This window comes from Candidatus Gastranaerophilales bacterium (genome assembly GCA_028693235.1).
In the GTDB taxonomy this organism is placed as follows: domain Bacteria; phylum Cyanobacteriota; class Vampirovibrionia; order Gastranaerophilales; family Gastranaerophilaceae; genus JAQUVW01.
Genome location: JAQUVW010000001.1, coordinates 266,423 through 284,515, shown reverse-complemented (window position 1 = coordinate 284,515; position 18,093 = coordinate 266,423). Strand labels below are relative to the sequence as shown.

12 protein-coding genes are annotated in these 18,093 nt (G+C 34.8%); 10 read left to right on the top strand and 2 right to left on the bottom strand.

From position 1 onward, the window contains the following. The first annotated feature begins 414 nt into the window (after positions 1-414). The 4 genes from PHV37_01430 to PHV37_01415 all read left to right on the top strand — a co-directional run bounded on the left by PHV37_01430 (position 415) and on the right by PHV37_01415 (position 9,145). Positions 415-6,171: a hypothetical protein gene (locus PHV37_01430; protein MDD3236743.1), complete on the top strand. Its 5,757-nt coding sequence runs from the start codon at positions 415-417 to the stop codon at positions 6,169-6,171. Between the two features lie 87 nt (positions 6,172-6,258). Beyond that, positions 6,259-6,984: a thioesterase gene (locus tag PHV37_01425; GenBank protein MDD3236742.1), complete on the top strand. Its 726-nt coding sequence runs from the start codon at positions 6,259-6,261 to the stop codon at positions 6,982-6,984. A gap of 221 nt (positions 6,985-7,205) precedes the next feature. Further along, positions 7,206-8,798, top strand: coding sequence for a hypothetical protein (locus tag PHV37_01420; GenBank protein MDD3236741.1), 1,593 nt, complete (start codon positions 7,206-7,208; stop codon positions 8,796-8,798). A gap of 59 nt (positions 8,799-8,857) precedes the next feature. After that, complete coding sequence (locus PHV37_01415; GenBank protein ID MDD3236740.1) at positions 8,858-9,145, top strand: hypothetical protein; 288 nt, start codon at positions 8,858-8,860, stop codon at positions 9,143-9,145. 65 nt (positions 9,146-9,210) lie between these two features. On the opposite strand, the gene PHV37_01410 is transcribed toward PHV37_01415, so the two are convergent. After that, entirely contained in the window at positions 9,211-10,935 is a 1,725-nt protein-coding gene (locus PHV37_01410) for a ShlB/FhaC/HecB family hemolysin secretion/activation protein (GenBank protein MDD3236739.1), read from the bottom strand. 378 nt (positions 10,936-11,313) lie between these two features. On the opposite strand from PHV37_01410, the gene PHV37_01405 reads away from it, so the two are divergent. From PHV37_01405 to PHV37_01380, 6 genes are all read left to right on the top strand, one after another. Next, positions 11,314-14,166, top strand: coding sequence for a filamentous hemagglutinin N-terminal domain-containing protein (locus PHV37_01405; protein MDD3236738.1), 2,853 nt, complete (start codon positions 11,314-11,316; stop codon positions 14,164-14,166). A 139-nt stretch (positions 14,167-14,305) separates the two neighbouring features. Next, positions 14,306-16,081 (top strand): tetratricopeptide repeat protein, encoded by a 1,776-nt coding sequence (locus PHV37_01400; protein ID MDD3236737.1) that lies wholly within the window; start codon positions 14,306-14,308, stop codon positions 16,079-16,081. Between the two features lie 113 nt (positions 16,082-16,194). Next, on the top strand, positions 16,195-16,515 hold the full coding sequence (locus PHV37_01395; protein ID MDD3236736.1) for a hypothetical protein: 321 nt from the start codon (positions 16,195-16,197) through the stop codon (positions 16,513-16,515). Between the two features lie 287 nt (positions 16,516-16,802). Beyond that, entirely contained in the window at positions 16,803-16,976 is a 174-nt protein-coding gene (locus PHV37_01390) for a hypothetical protein (protein ID MDD3236735.1), read from the top strand. Then, the gene (gene yihA, locus PHV37_01385; GenBank protein MDD3236734.1) at positions 16,945-17,526 is read left to right on the top strand and encodes a ribosome biogenesis GTP-binding protein YihA/YsxC; all 582 of its coding nucleotides are present in this window, start codon (positions 16,945-16,947) and stop codon (positions 17,524-17,526) included. The genes PHV37_01390 and yihA overlap by 32 nt, the downstream gene beginning before the upstream one ends. 63 nt (positions 17,527-17,589) lie before the next feature. Further along, positions 17,590-17,823 (top strand): hypothetical protein, encoded by a 234-nt coding sequence (locus PHV37_01380; protein ID MDD3236733.1) that lies wholly within the window; start codon positions 17,590-17,592, stop codon positions 17,821-17,823. On the opposite strand, the gene PHV37_01375 is transcribed toward PHV37_01380, so the two are convergent. Beyond that, positions 17,813-18,013 carry a hypothetical protein gene (locus tag PHV37_01375; protein ID MDD3236732.1) on the bottom strand — a complete coding sequence of 67 codons (201 nt, stop codon included), beginning with the start codon at positions 18,011-18,013 and terminating at the stop codon, positions 17,813-17,815. The genes PHV37_01380 and PHV37_01375 overlap by 11 nt on opposite strands. Positions 18,014-18,093: the final 80 nt, after the last annotated feature.

The following is an 18,093-nucleotide window of genomic DNA, read 5'->3' as shown; positions in this document are numbered from 1 at the left end:
AAGAAGCTCTGAATACAGCTTGGTTAGTAGTAAAAAGTTCTCTTTTTTTTCAGTGTTGCAGGAGTTTTGTTAGGTTAAAGAAGCTCTGAATACAGCTTGGTTAGTAGTAAAAAGTTCTCTTTTTTTTTCAGTGTTGCAGGAGTTTTGTTAGACTAAAGAAGCTCTGAATACAGCTTGGTTAGTAGTAAAAAGTTCTCTTTTTTTTCAGTGTTGCAGGAGTTTTGTTAGGCTAAAGAAGCTCTGAATATCGTTTTTTGGTATGGCGATGTAAAACCACATTTCACTTGGAAAAACAAGTTTAACGTGTAAATAATTGTAAAAAATACCCTTATTATTGTTTAAATTACGCAAAAAATTTCATTTCAAGGCGTTCATACACCAACTACAATAACAACATGGATATGAGGAATTTTTATGATCGTTTCAGGAATTAGCTCTTTGAGCACCAAAAAACCTGCTTTTAAAGGGGATAGAGAAGATATTAACAATATAAATGTGCTGACTAAAGGTGAGTCGCCTATTCTGCCAAACAAAAAGCTCAACATTCTTGCTGCCCTCAACTCCATTGCTAAAAAACCTACTGACGAAAACCTTGAATTTCTAATGGGTACCGCTCAATCTTTAAGATACGGCGTTAAAGGTAATTCGCAATTCGCCGATTCTCTAAATCAATCAAATCCTGACGAAAAACAAAATACAAACTGGGATAACCTCCTAAAAACTACCATCGAAAATGGTTTGAAAACAAGCACCTCCCAAAGAAAACATGATTTGGAATCTGAATTTGCTGAAACTTTCGCTAAAAAAATACCACTTTCCGCTGAAGAAAAAAAATTGTTAAAATTAAAAAATAAAATTCTACTATCTTCACCTATGACCAACATCTTTGATGATTCCGAAAAAATAGAACACGCTACCAACATCTCACAAAATCTCGACTACTTCCTTGCTTCTTCTGAAATTCCGATGAATCAAAAACTTGAATGCATGCAAAAATTTAACTACTTCTTGTCTGATAAATATAATATTAATCAACAACTAAAAGATAAAAAACTTCAAGCTATGGACGAAGTCCTAAACGATTTATTAATCGAAACACCAAAACAAAAACCTTTATTAATTAAAGGCGTAAATCAAAGACAATCAGGCATGTGTGCTGCAATTTCCATCAGCAGAAAAGCTATGGCTTATGAATATAAACCTCAATATCTCGACATAATCTTTGACGAGTTAAGCGATTCTGACACGATGCATGTTTATGACGTCACTAAACTTGATGAAGGTAAAAAAGTTCCCGTCAAAAAAACTTATGTCGATTTTAATGATGCCTTTAGAAAAGGTTACAGGTTGATTGATGCTTCTGCACACCAATGGATGCACATGGCCGGTACTATCAGTGATGGTACATCTTCTATTGCTTCTTACACTCCATTTGATAACGATAATTATGAAATATTCAAAGATAGCTTTTGGTATAACGATTTATCAGAAGAATTTCAACCTTCTCAACAATATTTAAGACACCTCATTAAAGAAAGAGATGCCGTTGAAGCTGTTGAAAAAACCAAAAAATCTGAAAAGAAAATTCAAAGAGAAATAGGCGAAAATCAAAATAGCTATGTCTTCGGACTCGAAAAAGCTTCTGCTAAAATTAAAAATTATATTCAAGAAGCAGCCCCTCAAGCAAATACCACTGAGTTGCAAAAAGTAACAGAGGGAATTATAAAACTCGCTGAACCTCAAGACTCACAAGGCAACGACAAAAAAATAGTGCTCCATTCCAAAGAATCTAAAGACATACAAAAAGCTACTATTGCAAAATTTGTAACTGCTTCTATTCCTTCTGTCAACAAAGATACCTTAAACAAAAATATAGATAACATTTTCCTTATGTACCAAGAAGCTCACGCTGATAACGAGGCTCTTAAAAAGCTCAAAAACTTTAACACGAAAAAAGGAAAATATACTTATAACAAAAAATTATACACACTAGCTGCTACTCACAGACAGTCTGTACTCGCTCAACTAAATGTTGCGGGAAATGTTGCTCAATATGAAAACAGCCTTAAAATTCCTCCAAGAGAAACTCAGGTTCTCAAAAAAATAAATAGGCTCTCTAAGCAACTCGACAATAATGCTAAAGTCGACTCTCTGGCTCAAAAACTTAATGTTCAGCCTACAAAAGATGCTGTCCAATCTGCATTAAATAAAGAAACCAGAAAAATTGAAGTCGAAAACCATCTAAAAATAGATTCTGCCTTACAAAAAATGTCTATGGGTAACAGAGCCACAATATTAAATTATTCTATCCAATCAGTTAAAAAATTGGTCGACGATGGCGACAAAAACACTATTTCAAACGTCGCTCAAGCCGCTCACATTCCACCTAAAAAAGAAGAAGTCTCCGCTAAAATTAATTCTTATTTGAAAAATATTAACGACGGAGCTAATCAAAAACAACTCAACGAAATGTATAGAATTTTGGGGTATGATGATGAATTTGATTTCGCTGCTAAAATGTTCCAATTCTTTATTCAAACACTAAACTCACCTATGGACCAAAAAACTTACAATGAAATTACTTCCAATATCGGCTCTGCTGTATCACTACAACAAGGCGTACAAAATATTGCGGATACCATTTTTAACACTCAAAATGATTTCAACAATCTTCAACAAAAACTCGATATGAAATCAAGAGAAGATGTTGTGCTCTCTGAACTCGAAAAATCAGGCTTTATCCTCTCTAAACCTCAACTCGACAATCTTAAAGATAAATTTGACGCTGACTTCGATGTAAAAGTTAAAGAAGAAAAGCTAAAAGATAAAGGGGTAAAAGTTAAACCTGACAAATCTATTTATAAATTTACTCCCGAACAATTGACAATGTTCGACTCTATTGATACTAATTTCCCTAAAATAAAAAAATATGCAAATTCTAAATACAAACTCGTAAATGCATATCTAAAACCAGAGCTTGACGCTTTATACGACGAAACAGGTAAATTGCGTGGCAGTTTCTGGATTGGCGAAGAAGGCACCTCCGGTCTTTTCGACAACCAATCTATCAGAATTTTTGAACAAATGACAGGAAAACCCTACCATAACGAATCAAATATTGACAAAATCGTCGACACTATTAAAAAAGGGGACGGCTCCGGCACTAGTTCTACTCAAGTTTCAGATACTGAATATTCCGGTCACGCTCAATATGTCGCTGAAATTAGCCCTGTAGAATTGATTGATGAAAAAACTAAAGAAAAAGTTATGCAAGATGTACTTTGGCACGACAACAGCTGGGGCAAAGCCGAAGAAAAAGGTAAATGGCTCGCTGAAGACGGGCAATATCACACAGACTATGAAGATGGTTACGGCGGTCACAACGGATATATTTTCTCTGACAAATATATGACCGGTACCCCTATCGTTGATTTAAAATCAAGATTCGGAACTGAAGAATCCTCTAATGAAAAATACCCTCTTTTCAACGGTATGAGGCTTCAAGGGTTCGATGAAAGACAAGATGAACAAGTCGGAAAAGTCTTTAACAAAATCTTTACTATAAATTCTACAAAGTCTACTCTTGATATGTTTGAAAAACTTGTTCAAAAAGACCACATCAATATCAAAGCTCTTGAAAGTTTGGACTCTGTCGCTGAATTTGAAACAGATAAATATTTTAAACGTATTGAAAATGAACTCACTTCCAAAGAAAAATATGACGCCTTAAGCGAAAATGACCCTCTTAAACTTATGCTTAAAAAACTTGCCGTATATGAGGCTGCTCCTGTCATGGAAACAAAAGAAGCCGTCACTGAAATTCAAACTAACGAAGATTTGGAAAACTTCAAAAAAGAATTGTTCCAAGAACAAAAAAATTATTACGCCGTTCTTTTTAACAAAGTCCCGGAATCTTTAGAAATAATAAAAATGGGTGCAGATGAAGATTTAGACAAAATTTTAAGCAAAGCTTCTCTTAGATATAACCTTAAACTTGGCGATTATAAAGAAATAAAAGACGCCATCTTTACCCAAAAAGAAATGAAACTCGACGGCTCTTTAGATTCTATCGAAAATGTTTTGACTTATAACACTTATAAAACCATCAGAAGCAAGGTTCAAGACCCTGTTAAAGCTAATGAAATCGGTAGAATGGTCAAAGATGTATTGGTTCAATCTATTCAAAACAATGTCGCAATTAACTCTTTAGATGATTTAAAAGATGCTGATCCTGACTTTGCAGAAATAGCTCTAAAATGGATTGACAAAAAATATAACCCGAGAACTGATGAAGATGCTGTCAAAATTATTCAAAATCTTCAAAACATGAAATCAAAAGATTTCAAAAAAATTCTCGATGAAATGACTGAAGAAGATGCCGGAATCAACTACAAGCATCCTTACGAATATGTTCAACGAATAAATGCTCAAAATCACAGAGTGACTAAAGTTCTTGAAGATATTATCTCTTATAACGTAATAACAAAAGGAATTAGAGAAATACCTGAAGAAAATATCAACGAAGAAGACCCTAACAGTATCAAAAACTATAACTCCGATATCCTATATAGAAATCTCTATATATCACTCACCAATCTTGATACTCAAAAATATATAAATAGATATAAAGGTCAAATGTTTGAAAAATATCAAGTAAGACCTGCCTTTTCAGACTTCAAAATATTCACAAACGAAGAACTCTCTCAATCTGTCAATGAATTTTTGTCTGCATTATCCCAAAACGCAACAAACATCAAAAGCAGAAATTACGTCGCTGATGTTGTGGACAAATTCAGCCATATCAATGGTTCTTTAGGCTCTGTAAAAGAATTCAACACGCCTGATAACTATGAAAACGCTGTTTCTGGTTTTTCTGCACTTAACAAAATGACTAAAAATGACAGCTCTGTTCAAGATTTGACAAAACAAACTTCAACTATATTAAAAGAGCTTCAAAAAGGAAAAGGAAATGTCGACAACAAAGTTATCCTTGATAATTATGCAAAAATTAAAGACTATTTCAAAATGCTTGACGCACAAAATGTGAATGCTAAAGCTATGCATGACGGCAACTCTCAATTAAAGAAACAACTTGACGCCTACATAAATCAATATACAGAATTGAATGTTAGACCAAAATATAGAGATGACGTTAATCATGCCATTCGTGAATGGATGAATCAATATGCTCAAAATCCTCGTTCTAAAGAAACTGCTGAAGCTCAAACAAAATTGACTAATCTTGCAATAAAAAGACACATTACAACAGCTCCTATAGAATTGCTCCACGAATATACTAATACTCTACAAAATGGAAATAACGACAAAGAAAAAACAGAAGCTTTAAGACACTATATGGATACAGCTATGAAAGCTGCTAATTTGGCTTCTGTTGAATACCGACTGGTCAAAAACGAAAACTGCGGACTTTCCTCTAAAACAGCTAATTACCTCGACAAGTTCGGCTTCACTCTCTCTAACGGAAAATATTGTAAGCTCAATACTGACACTGGGTTACAATACCTTATTCAAATGCTTCAAAGCGATAGAAACAACAACTCTACTTTAAAAATATTCTTCGCTCAAACCGGATTAAGCGAAAAAGCAGCTGAAGTCATCATGAAAACTTTCAAGCCGCAAACTGTTAAAAATTATATAAAAGAAACAGAAGACACTATCATTTCGTCTTTCTCAACGGCGGACGTTTTAAATCAATTAATTGATGATTTTGTAGCTCAGAATAATATTCAATACCCATCTTACAAAGAAGCCAGTGCTCATCTTTTAAAAGATATTGACAATAAATTTGAAGCTGAAACACCTGCTGACCAAGAAGCTTTAAATGCTTACAAAGCCTATATGGAGCAAGTTGCATCTTCTGATTCCATAAAAGAAATTGCTCCAAAAGATGCACTCCCTGCTTTGATGGAAGTTCATAACTCCTGCGTTGATTTAATTAATCAAAAAGGTAATGCTTCTATCGCTCAACTAAATGATGTCAGAAATGTCTTGAAAGAACGAATAAATCTACTTGAGGCTTTATATTTAAGCCCCGAAGCCCCTATTCAATCAAAAATTGATAAATTCTACCAAAAAATATCTGTCCTTAACAACGACCTTGATGAAAGTATTACAAGAGTCAATTCTTTCATTCAAAGTGCTCAAACATAATTTGCTACAATTAGTGCAAGGTAATTTATATCTTGCACTTTTTTAAATTTGTAGCTTTACTTTTATATTTATATTATTATTTGAACTATGTTTGAAAAAGATTATGAAATTAAATTCTACGAAGTAGATTATAAAAACAAACTTAAAGAGTCTGTTTTATTGAATTTTTTACAAGATATAGCAGCAGTGCACGCTGAAATGCTCGGCTTTGGCTACTCCTTCATTGCCCCTAAATGTTTGGGGTGGTTCCTTTTAAAATATCACCTTAAAATATACAATTGGCCTCAAAATATTGAAAAAATCACAATAAAAACTTGGCCGAAAAAAATCCAAAAACTTTCCTGCCTTAGAGATTTCGAAATATATGCTCCTAACGGCGACAAAATCGCTCTTGTTTCCAGCTCTTGGGTTTTGACTGATTTTAACACCAGAAAAATCGTCGTCCCCTCTAAAGTTTTGAATGAATTTCCTTATCTTGAAAAAGACGTTTTTCAAACTAACTTTGCAAAAATTCCTGAAGTTCAAAAAATAGATTTTGAAAAAACTTACGATGTCAGATACGATGACATTGACATCAACCAACACGTCAACAACGCAAACTATTTGACTTGGGCTCTTGAAGTACTCGGTTTTGAGTTTAGAGCCAATCACACAATCTCTGAATTGGAAATTAACTATAAAAAAGAATTAAAATACGGCAATCAAGTATTATCTATCGCTGAATATATCGAAGATGACAAGACGACTCTTCATACTTTAAAAAACAAAAACACAGGCGATATTATATGTTCATTAAGAATAATTTGGGAATAAATTAAGTTTTGTAAACTTCGCACTTAAAATTTTCATTTCCCCAATAAGCAATTATTATAATAATTTACACGTTTCTATTGTATGCATCAACGCTTTTGCAAGCTAAAGTATATACTTTTTATAGAAGAAATATAGCAATTTTTAAAAACTATTTTACTTTATTAGAATATCCAATTAAATAAATTTAATTTATGAAAAAGAGATATTAAGGAGAGTTTCAAATGAGCGGATTCAACATCAATGGAATCAACGTAGACTACACACCAAAGACAACTTCAACAACTAACAAGGGTGCTAACAGCACATCAAACACAACCAATTCAGGTAGTGTATTTAATGTTGAAGATCAAATTATGAATTATTTCAAAGGGCTTAAAGGAAATGAGGCTTTAAAAGACCCTAAAAACACACAAGATAAAACTATAGACATCGATTATTGCGACCATTTTGAACGTGATGGTATTGATGGCGACGCTGAAATCAGCGTTGAAAAAACAGACAAAGGCTATAAAGTTAATGTAAATTGTACATGCGACGAAGCACATGACGACAAAGGGTCTACTACAGTAAACTTCTTTGATAAAGATACATCTGCAGATTCTACAGGTGAACACAAAATTGACTATAACGGCACCATCGTAAAAGGTGACACTATAGGTTTATCAAAAGATTATGTTCCAGATGCTGAATCAGCAACTGTAAAACCTTGGAGCAATGACCCAAAAACAGATAATTGTCTTTCTAGAATCATCAAAAATCACTATCCAGACATAAAAGTCGGTTCTGAAGATTATAATAAACTTGAAAAAGCAATTATGGACAACAACCCGGACATTTATGGAACAGTAGACAAAGACGGAAACTATACAAGAGCAAGAAAAACAGCAACTCATGACTACAAAAACTATGACAACGTAGCTGAAGAAAGAAGAAACACAACATTATATACAGGTGATGTTATAAAATTAGTAGGCGTTGAAGGTAACGGCGAAAACAGCGATTGTCCTTGTGTTGAAGGAAAAGAAACAGGCGGAGCAACCACACCGGATCCAACACCAGACCCAACACCAGACAAAACACCAGACAAAACACCAGACCCAACTCCAACTCCGGACCCAAAACCAACTCCGGACCCGAAACCAACTCCAGACCCAACTCCAACACCAACACCAACTCCGGATCCAGACCCAACTCCAACACCAACACCAACTCCGGATCCAGACCCAACACCAACACCAACTCCGGATCCAGACCCAACTCCAACTCCGGATCCAGACCCAACACCACAACCAGATCCAGATATCCCGAGTGAAGTTGACCCAGAAAAACCAGACCCAACTCCAACTCCAGACCCAACTCCAACTCCAGACCCAACTCCAACTCCAGACCCATCTCCGGATACAGACCCAACTCCGCAACCAGATCCTGATATCCCGAGTGAAGTTGACCCAGAAAAACCAACACCAACTCCAACTCCAGACCCAACTCCGGATACAGACCCAACTCCACAACCAAACCCGGATATCCCAAGTGAAGTTGAACCAGAAAAACCAGCAAAACCAGAAACACCAGCTGAACCAGAAAAACCAGCTGAAGTTAATCCAGAAAAACCAGCTGAAGTTAATCCGGAAAAACCAGGCTCTTCTGAAAGCAACAAAGACTCAGACCCTGATGCAGGTGTAAATATAGACCCTCAATTACCAACAGAAGTATCTCCACTAAAACAAACAGCTGCTGCTAATATCCTTAGAGCTAACTTAAATTCAAATCAAACTTTTGCTAAATTATTCTTTACAAACTTCGCAAGAGCTTAATAAAATCAACAAACAGAGGTCATTCATCTTGACCTCTGTTTTTGTGTAATAATATCAATATGAAAATTTTTAAATGTTTATTAATTGCATCTTTGTTTTTTTCATCACTGTCAGTGAGTGCTAATGCTGCCTCTTTCGGCACGTACGAAAGTGACTATGAATACGGGCTTTTCGACAGTTTTAAATTCAATTTTTCAAAAAAAGACAGAGCAAAAAGCAACAAATTAATTGAACTTAAGCAAATTGAAAAAACAAAATCCGAAATTAAAGAAGATGAAGCCATAAAAAATCACGAAGATGAACAAAAAAGAGTTAGAAATCTTTTTGAAGGTCAATCATTATTCTAATAAATTAAAAAAGAGCTCTCTTTTGAGGGCTCTTTTAATTTGTATAAATATCTACTATCCAAAAGTTAAAGGACATTTGATGTCAATGTGAAGTGGAATCTGCAAGACTTAACTTCATCATCTTTGCCTGCAATCGGGATACCCCAATAGAAGTTGCCTGATAAGTATTTTGTTAACTTAAGAACAACACCAGGTCCGACACTCATCAAGGTCTTTGTAGGATCAGAGGAGAATCTGTCACCTAACCAACCAATATCATAAAATGCCGCTAATCGAATACTATCATCTATAAATTTGTATTTATCAGGAAGAACATGCCTCAAATATGGAACAGGTGCTCTGAATTCCAAGCTGGCTGTTAAACCATAGTCACCGATATAATAACCTTCATCAAAGCCTCTTACTGATGAAATACCACCAAATTGCATTTTTTCAGATGCAAACAATGCTCTATTTGCATATTGTCCGTTCAACTGGAAGATGCCTAAACAATTTTTAGGAAGAACTTGCATACGAGCAACATTCGCATTTAACTTAACAAAATTGTTACTTGCAAATTGCCTATCTGAACTTCCGTTAGTAGCACCCAATAATGGAATACCAACTCCTGCTGAACCGTTAAACAACCATTTACCGTAAAAATCGTCTTTGATATCAGTCAACGTAAATCTAAGTGCTCTGGTTTTATATTCTTGAGTATAATCAACAATTCCGATTCTTGATTTAGAATCCCTCATATCAAATGTGACATCACCATATAATCTGTAATCATCACCTTGAGCTAATCTTCTGGAAACTCCGATAAAATAATTGTTTGAATCCCCTGTCATATCAAATTCTTTAAATTGTTTTCCAAGTTTTACATGAGAATATGAATAACCTAAATTCAATTTAGTTTCGTTTTTAGCTATCGGAATAGTATAAAAAGCACCCGCACCTACTGAACGAGATGAAAATACACCCGTACCCAACAATCTGTCACCGTGCCCCGTAACATTATACAAGCCTGCGTATAAAACTCCACGTTGTGAGCCGATTACATCTCTACCTTGATTATCATATCTAAGGTCAACATCTATCGGGAATCTATCTTTGACATTCAATGTAATATCAGAAAATTCTTCACTTTCCTCATTGTCTTGGATTTCGATATTAGCTTTCATATATCCAACACCATTGACATTTTGTAGTGATTGTTTAATATCATTTACATTTAAAACATTTCCCTCAACAATTCCTTGGTCTTTTAAAAATGTTTTATTCAAATATGTAGCTTTCGCCCATTTATTGCCTGTTATATCGACTTTGCCGTATTTACCTTCCAATATAACAATTGTAATATTACCGTTTTGAACTTTTTGAGGAGGCAAATAAGCTATCGTAGAAAGATAACCTCGGGATTGGTAATAATCAGTAATATCATTAGCTGACATAATCAAATCGTTTATTGTAACCATTTTGCCTATTTTAAAATCGACTAGCCTCATAAGTTCATTTGTCGAAATTTGCGTATTTTTTTCTATTGTTATTGTATTTAATTTAAAAGAAACCTGCTCAGAATTCAAAAGTTCCATTTTCTTACGAACTTCTTCTTCAACAACCGCAGGGTCTTTAGTCGCCTCAATATGTTTTTTAGCTTCTGTCTCTTTTAGTTGCATAAAGTTAGAATTATCAATTACTCCTGCGTCAAATCCTGACATCGGAGCTGAATAAGTGTTTAACGCAAATGCAGCAGAAGATTGCAAAACCAAAAACATGGCAACACTAAGAGTTAATAATGTCTTTTTCATTAATGTTATATTCCTATTTCTCATTCTCTATACGTGGTTATTTATTATTAAATATATTATATATCTAACATTAAATACTCAAACTATCGTATTGATTATTTAATCATAATCTAAATATTAGAATATGCCAACATGTTAAGACTTGCTAATAATAGAGGATTTTTTTCTTAAGAAGTTACAAAACTTAAAAAACAATTGAACTTATACAAACGATACAAAAAGCCCTAAACGCAACATCTACAAGGTTTTATCGCCATATCAATTTCTTTTTTAAAGATATATTTAGATTACATGCCTGTTTTTTGTAGCAATTTTTATTTTGATGAGTTTTCAAATTAATATACACATATTAGTCGAACAATATAGAAGGAATTATCTATGAGAAAAAAAACAAGTAAGATTTTAGCTGCAAGCTTAATCGTTTACAGTTGTCTTGGTTCGATGGCTATGGCCGATATCGGTGCTAATGTCCTACCTAGTTTAGGCTCCATCGAAAACGGTAAAGTCACAACATCAGGCAACAATATGAACGTTAGCTTGACTGGCGGTCAAGGCGGAACAACTACCGCTGACTGGAATTCATTTAACGTAGGTAGCAATGCTGGCGTTAATTTCAGATTTAATGACCATAACCAAACTGCTTTGAACTTAGTAAAAGCTTCAGGCGGTATGTCATATATTTATGGTCAAATCACAAACGATGGTATCGGTGCTGATACCGGTAAAGTTCTTTTATTGAACCCTAACGGTGCTTTCTTCGGTAACGGTTCATCTGTAAATTTGAACTCTTTCACAGTTTCATCATTTGACGGAAAATATGACAACGAAATGAAAAGATTAGAACTTACAAAAGGTTCTAACTCTGGTAACATAACAATTGATTCAGGTGCTACAATCATCGGTGCTAAAGGCGTCAATATGGCTGCTTCAAACATCACTGCTTTAAAAGGCTCTATGATTAAAACATCTAACATTCCAAACTCAGACGGACAAACTTACGGTAAAGTAAGACTTGTTACTGGCGACGGTGTAAACTTTAACTATTACAACTGCGGTGCAACTTACAACCTTACTGACAACAATGTTGCAACTACTACCGACAACAGCCAAATCATTCTTAACGGTGCGATTGAAGGTGGCGGTATCGACATTAGAAACGCTTCAACCGGTGCTGCTAGTGGTATCTTCGCTAAAGGTGCTTCTTTAAAAGCTACTAAAGCTGTAAGAGGTGAAGACGGAAGTATCTTCTTAACTGCTAACGGAAAAATCGTCGTTGAAGACTCAACTTTTACTACAGCTAACAAAGATTCAGCTGCTGCAAACGCAGGCGTTGGCAAAATCGCATTATTATCAGGTACAAAAACATCTGTTTTATCAAGTGATTTTGTAACTACAACAGGCAACAGTGCATACGCCGGTGTTGGCGACGTTACATTCGGCACTGTAAACGGTGACACAGTTCTTCAAGACTCTACCGTAAAAGCTCAAGGTAACGTAGTTGTTGAAGCTTCAGGCACTGCTTCTATCCAAAAAGGAAACAACAACGGAACCAACTTAAACGGTACTAACGTAACTATTTCAGGCGGAGAAGCTGCTCAAGTTCTTGATTCAACTATCAACGCTGAAAAAGCTATCAAAATCAAAAACCCATCAACTCCTGACGGTGACTATGGTGTTTGGATGAGAAGTGCAACTCTAAAAGGTCAATCAATCGATATCAACGCTAAAGGTAACGTTATTGCAGACAAAATGACTGCTATTTCAGATACTTTCACAGCTTATTCTAAAAACAACATTGATATCAGCAACAACTCTAAAGCTACTATCAAAAATGATGTAAATATTACAGCTGACAAAGCAATCAAAATTGCTGATTCAAATATTACTTCAACCAAAGGAAATGTAGGAATAACCTCTGAAACAGCTCTTAAAACAGACAATGCTACAATAAAAGCTGCTAACACTGCACAACTTATGGCTAAATCAACAAATGGCGGAACTACAGACATCATTGGTTCTGCAATTGACGGAAGTTATGTTTCAGTTTCAGGTCAAAACGCAACTGTTAAAAATTCAACAATCACTGCTACCGATAGTGCTTTCATCGCAGGCGGTAAATACTCAAGTACATCTAACAACATATTGGTAGATAAAAATTCAACTTTAGCAGTAAATAACTCCACTATTAAATCAAACAACAACACATCTTTAACCGGTGGCTCTATTGCTATCAACAACAACTCTAAAGTATCAGGCAACAACGTAAACGTTACAGCAGTCAATGATATCAACACTTCAGACATTACAAACTCTACTTTGACAGCTAATAACAACGTAAACATCAAATCAGCTGCCGCAAGCATTAAAATGAACACACTGGACAACCTAATCGCTGGTAACAGAACAACTTTCACAGCAGCGAAAAACGTAGAACTTACTAAATCAGGTAACTTCAACGTAAACAAAATAGATATCACAGCAGGCGAAACAGCTGCTATCACTTCAACTAACAGCTCTGTCCAATTCAACGACACTGCTATCTCAGCTAAAACTTTAAAAGTCAAAGCTGCTCAAGATATCACAACTCCAAAAACATTAGATATCAAAGGTATTCAAGCTAACTTCGACGCTGGTCACGACGTTAACGTCACCTTGACAAACGCAGACAACAGACAATTGGGCGTAGTTGCTAAAGGTGGTAATGATGTAACCTTAAAAACTGCAGGAACTCTTTCTGTATCAAGTGCAATCGCTAAAAACGACTTGACTATCGACTCTAAAGCAGTTATCGCAGGTCTACCTTACACTTCAGAAGGTCCTGTAGATGAACAAGGCAACCCAAGATCATATATGGAAGCTGGCGGAACATTCACTTCTACTGCAGATTACGAACTTACAGGTTCATTCGTTCCAACTGAAGACGGCAAATTCAACCAAAGACACCACATTGAATACGGCAACGCTGGCGAAGAAAAAATCCTCTTAGTAAACAACAGACCTGTTCCTAAACCGGCTGACCCAGATCCTGATCCGGATCCTGCTTACCAAGAAAACCCAACCATCGACTCTACAGCATTGAACGAAGCTCAACAACTTAACAAACTTCCTCTTCAAGCTGAACAAGCAAGCAAATTGGCTCCTATCGCTGACAACAGAACAAATCTTTTAGATGTATTCGCAGCTGCTAGTCAAATTGAAATCGTCGATGACGAAGATAACCAAAAGAAATAATTAATTTCTTTATAAACAAAAAGGTGATTGCTATATGCTTTCACCTTTTTTGTTGCGTATATTCCTTTTATTGCTTTTGAATTTTCAAACAATGTAGTATAATTTTATTGGAATATCTTACTTTTAAAAGGATTATTATATGCGTAAAAAATCTTTCGGCAATTTATTACTCACAGCTCTTATTATTTCTGCATTAAACTGCGGAACTTCAATTGCTGAAACTAATCAAATTATAAATACCTTTGGTGAAGATACTCCTTCAAACAATACTAATCCTTTTCTTCAAACTTATCAATCCTCATCATCCATCGGAGAATCCCTTATTGAGCCTGATTATAGTCAAGAGATTATATTACTTCAAAATATGCTTAAAAAAAGCCCTAATGATTCGGCTTTGGCTTTGAAATTAGCTCAAGCATACGAACGTAACTACAACCAATCTGACGCAATTCAACAATACAAACAAGTCATTTCTATGTCAAAAAATAACCCTGAAATGCTTGCAACTTTAGAAAATATTTTTAAATCTAAACTTACCAATAAGCCTAATTCCCCCATCCTCAATGCCACTCTTGGTTCTATCTACAAGCTTGAAGGCAAATATGAAGATGCCCTATCTTCTTATCAAAAAGCTCTGAATTTAGCTCCATCTAACAAAACTATAAGACTGGAAGTCGCTGATTTATACACATTGACAAATGCTTACGATAAGGCTTTACCTTTTTACAACACTGTTTTGCTCTCAACTCCGCTTAACAATTCGGTACGATTGAAAAAAGCTGAATGTCTTGCCTCCTTAAACAGAATGCCGGAGGCTCAAGCAGAATACAAAATGCTCATTAAAAATGACCCAAAAAACGAAAATATAAAAATAGCTTTATATCAAACTTTAAAAACGGCAAGTCCGCAAAAAGAAATCGTCGACTCAATTTATCCTGAATACAAAGACACCCCTCTAGCTGTCGACGGCTACATTAAAGTCGCTCAATTGCTTAAAAACAACAAACAAATTGATGACTCGATTGAATATTATAAATCAGCATTACTCATAAACCCGAATAGTGCCGACTCTTACATCGAGCTTTCTGAACTTTATAACACAAAAGGAGACAAACAATCAGCTAAAGACTCAATCGCAGCTGCTCAAAAAATTCTTCCTCAAGATGACCCTGTAATCAGAAAAAAATACAACAAGATGATTGCACTAACTGCCGATGACCCGCTTAACGAAGCTCTTGAGCTAATCAAAAACGGGCTATATGAAGATGCTATTTCAGTCTACGAAGCTATTTCACCTAGAACTATCGATATAACACTAGGAATTGCCTCTTGCTACCAATATCTTAACAACACACAAGAAGCCCTAAAATACTTAAATCAAGCTCTTTCTATGGACGAAAACAATCCAGACACTCTCTACTACTTCGCTTTCTTATATGTAAACAAAGAAGATTATTCTAAAGCTAAACCATATATTCAAAAAGCATTAAAAATAGCACCTGACAATCAAAAAATTAAAAAATTGAACAAATTTATTGTCGATCAAGAAGTTAACACCCTTCAAGAAAAAGCCTTTTACGCTTTTGACACCCAAAACTACAAAGATGCTCTAAATCTATTAAACAAAGTTATTGCTCTTGCTCCATCAACAGGAGATGCCTACTATTACAGGGGCTTGGTTTACGTTGCTCAAAATAAAAATATCTTAGCTATCAACGATTTTAAAACAACATTAAAGCTAAATCCAAACTACGCCCTAGCTTATTATTCACTTGGAAATGCCTATGATGCAACAGAAAGTTTTCAATCAGCTCTTGCTGCTTACAAAAAATTTACAGCATTAAACAAAGAGCAAAACGAATATTCGACATACGCTACACAACGAATAAATTCAATACTTAAACATAAAAAATAACCTTTGTAAACAAATGTAAAGTATATACTCCATATATATCAATTATCTACTCAACTCTGTTTTTATATAAGTACGAGAGATTTACAAATCAGAGATTGAAAGAGAGATATAATATGGCAGTAGCTGGTGCACATTTAAGCGTTATTACTTTAACTTTACAACAAACTAATGTTAACGCTGACTTGATGAGAATTACCGAAAAAAGAAACAGATTGACTGACCAAGAATCTGCTTTGATGGGCACTAAAGACTGGTACTCAAATGAAGATTCTAAAGTGAAATTATTGCTACTTCAACAAGAAGACAACGCTTTGGATATGCAACAAAAAAAACTTGAAACAGTCGCTAAAGCTATTTCTTCAAATCTTGAATCTCAACAAAAGCTTTTAGACAATAATATCAAAAAAGATTTTGGATATTCATTGTTCTTATAATGAGGAAAAGGAAAAGGTTTATTCAGCCGGCTAACATGCCGGCTTTTATTTTGCAAACACAATGACTGATATTTTTAGCTTTGTTCGGACAATTTCTCTGAGAAATCTTTGCACTCCAAATACATCAATTAACAGTTACTCAAACAATTACAATCGGTAATAATTTTTAATGCTATGTTGGAAAATCTTTCCGCTTCTGCTATTATTAACTTGTGAATATTTTTAAAACGTTCGAAACTTTTTTATCTAGCCCACTAAGTATAATTCACAAAAGGATTATACGTGTTATGCATGTCGAAACCAACATTTTTTCAAGAAAGCTCCCGATGAAACTAGATGTTCAAGAAAATGAGGCTCAATTGACTGTTTATAACAACGAAAAAGTCTACCGACTATTATCTAACGTTTTATACAAAAAGAAATTTTTCGATGAAAATCAACAACGCAAAATTTATAACTAGTGCTCCTTCTATCAAAGAATGCCCTGATTTAAAGCTTCCTGAGTTTGCTCTCATCGGACGCTCTAACGTTGGGAAATCTTCTTTTATAAATAATCTTGTCAACAGAAAAGGGCTCGCTAAAACAAGCAACAAGCCTGGAAAAACCAGACTTATTAATCTATTTGATATTAATGAAAAATTCATCATCGCCGATTTACCCGGATATGGCTTCGCTCAAGTATCAAAAAAAATGCAAGACGATTGGCAACGAAACATTGAAGAATATCTTCTCCAAAGAAAAGAACTCGTTGCGTTAGTTCAATTTATTGACGCCAGACATCCCGTTCAAAAAAACGACCACCAAATGTCTGAATGGATTAAATACAACGAACTTCCTTATATTGTCGTTGCAACTAAAATCGACTGCATCGGACGCTCTCAAATACAAAAAACTATTGCTTCCATCAAAAAAGAACTCCAAACTGAAGTTTATCCGTTCTCAAAAGCCTCAAACTATTACAACTCGGCTATCCTTAACGTTTTTGAAGAAAAAATCAATTCATTTAACTAGAGGAGTAACCCCCTCTCAAAAAGCACTATACTAATAGTGGGGATAAAGAGGAGGGATTTGTTCATGCTAAAAAAGGCTGTTAATCCTTATATCAGCTCTGAGATTTATGTATCGCAAAATAATTCTATTTCAGATTCGATAATGCAAAACTGGACACCTCAAGCAATTGAATGTTACAAGATTAATTCAAATTGTAAAAAATGCTCTGTTTCATCTGGGCATTACTCTTTTGTGTGTAAAATGCCTGACGTCATAGAGCATCTTGTTGATTCTATCGGAAAACCATCTATCTGTTAGGTTTTGTCCGTTCTAAAAAGCTGTCTATAGCCTCTATTGTATCTGTAGGCGACTTTAGTGAAAGTTCAGAAGTGTCTTCTGCTTGCGTTTTTGTTTTTTTCAGAAATACTTTCTTATACAAAAGTAAAATTCCCAAAATCAAAATTATACAAAGTACAACTAAGAGTATCGTAAAGCCGAATTTTTTCATTACGAATGAAGCCTCAGAACTCTTTGAAGTAGCTGCAAACGCACAGCTTGCAGAAAGGCAAAAGTTAAAGAATATTAAAC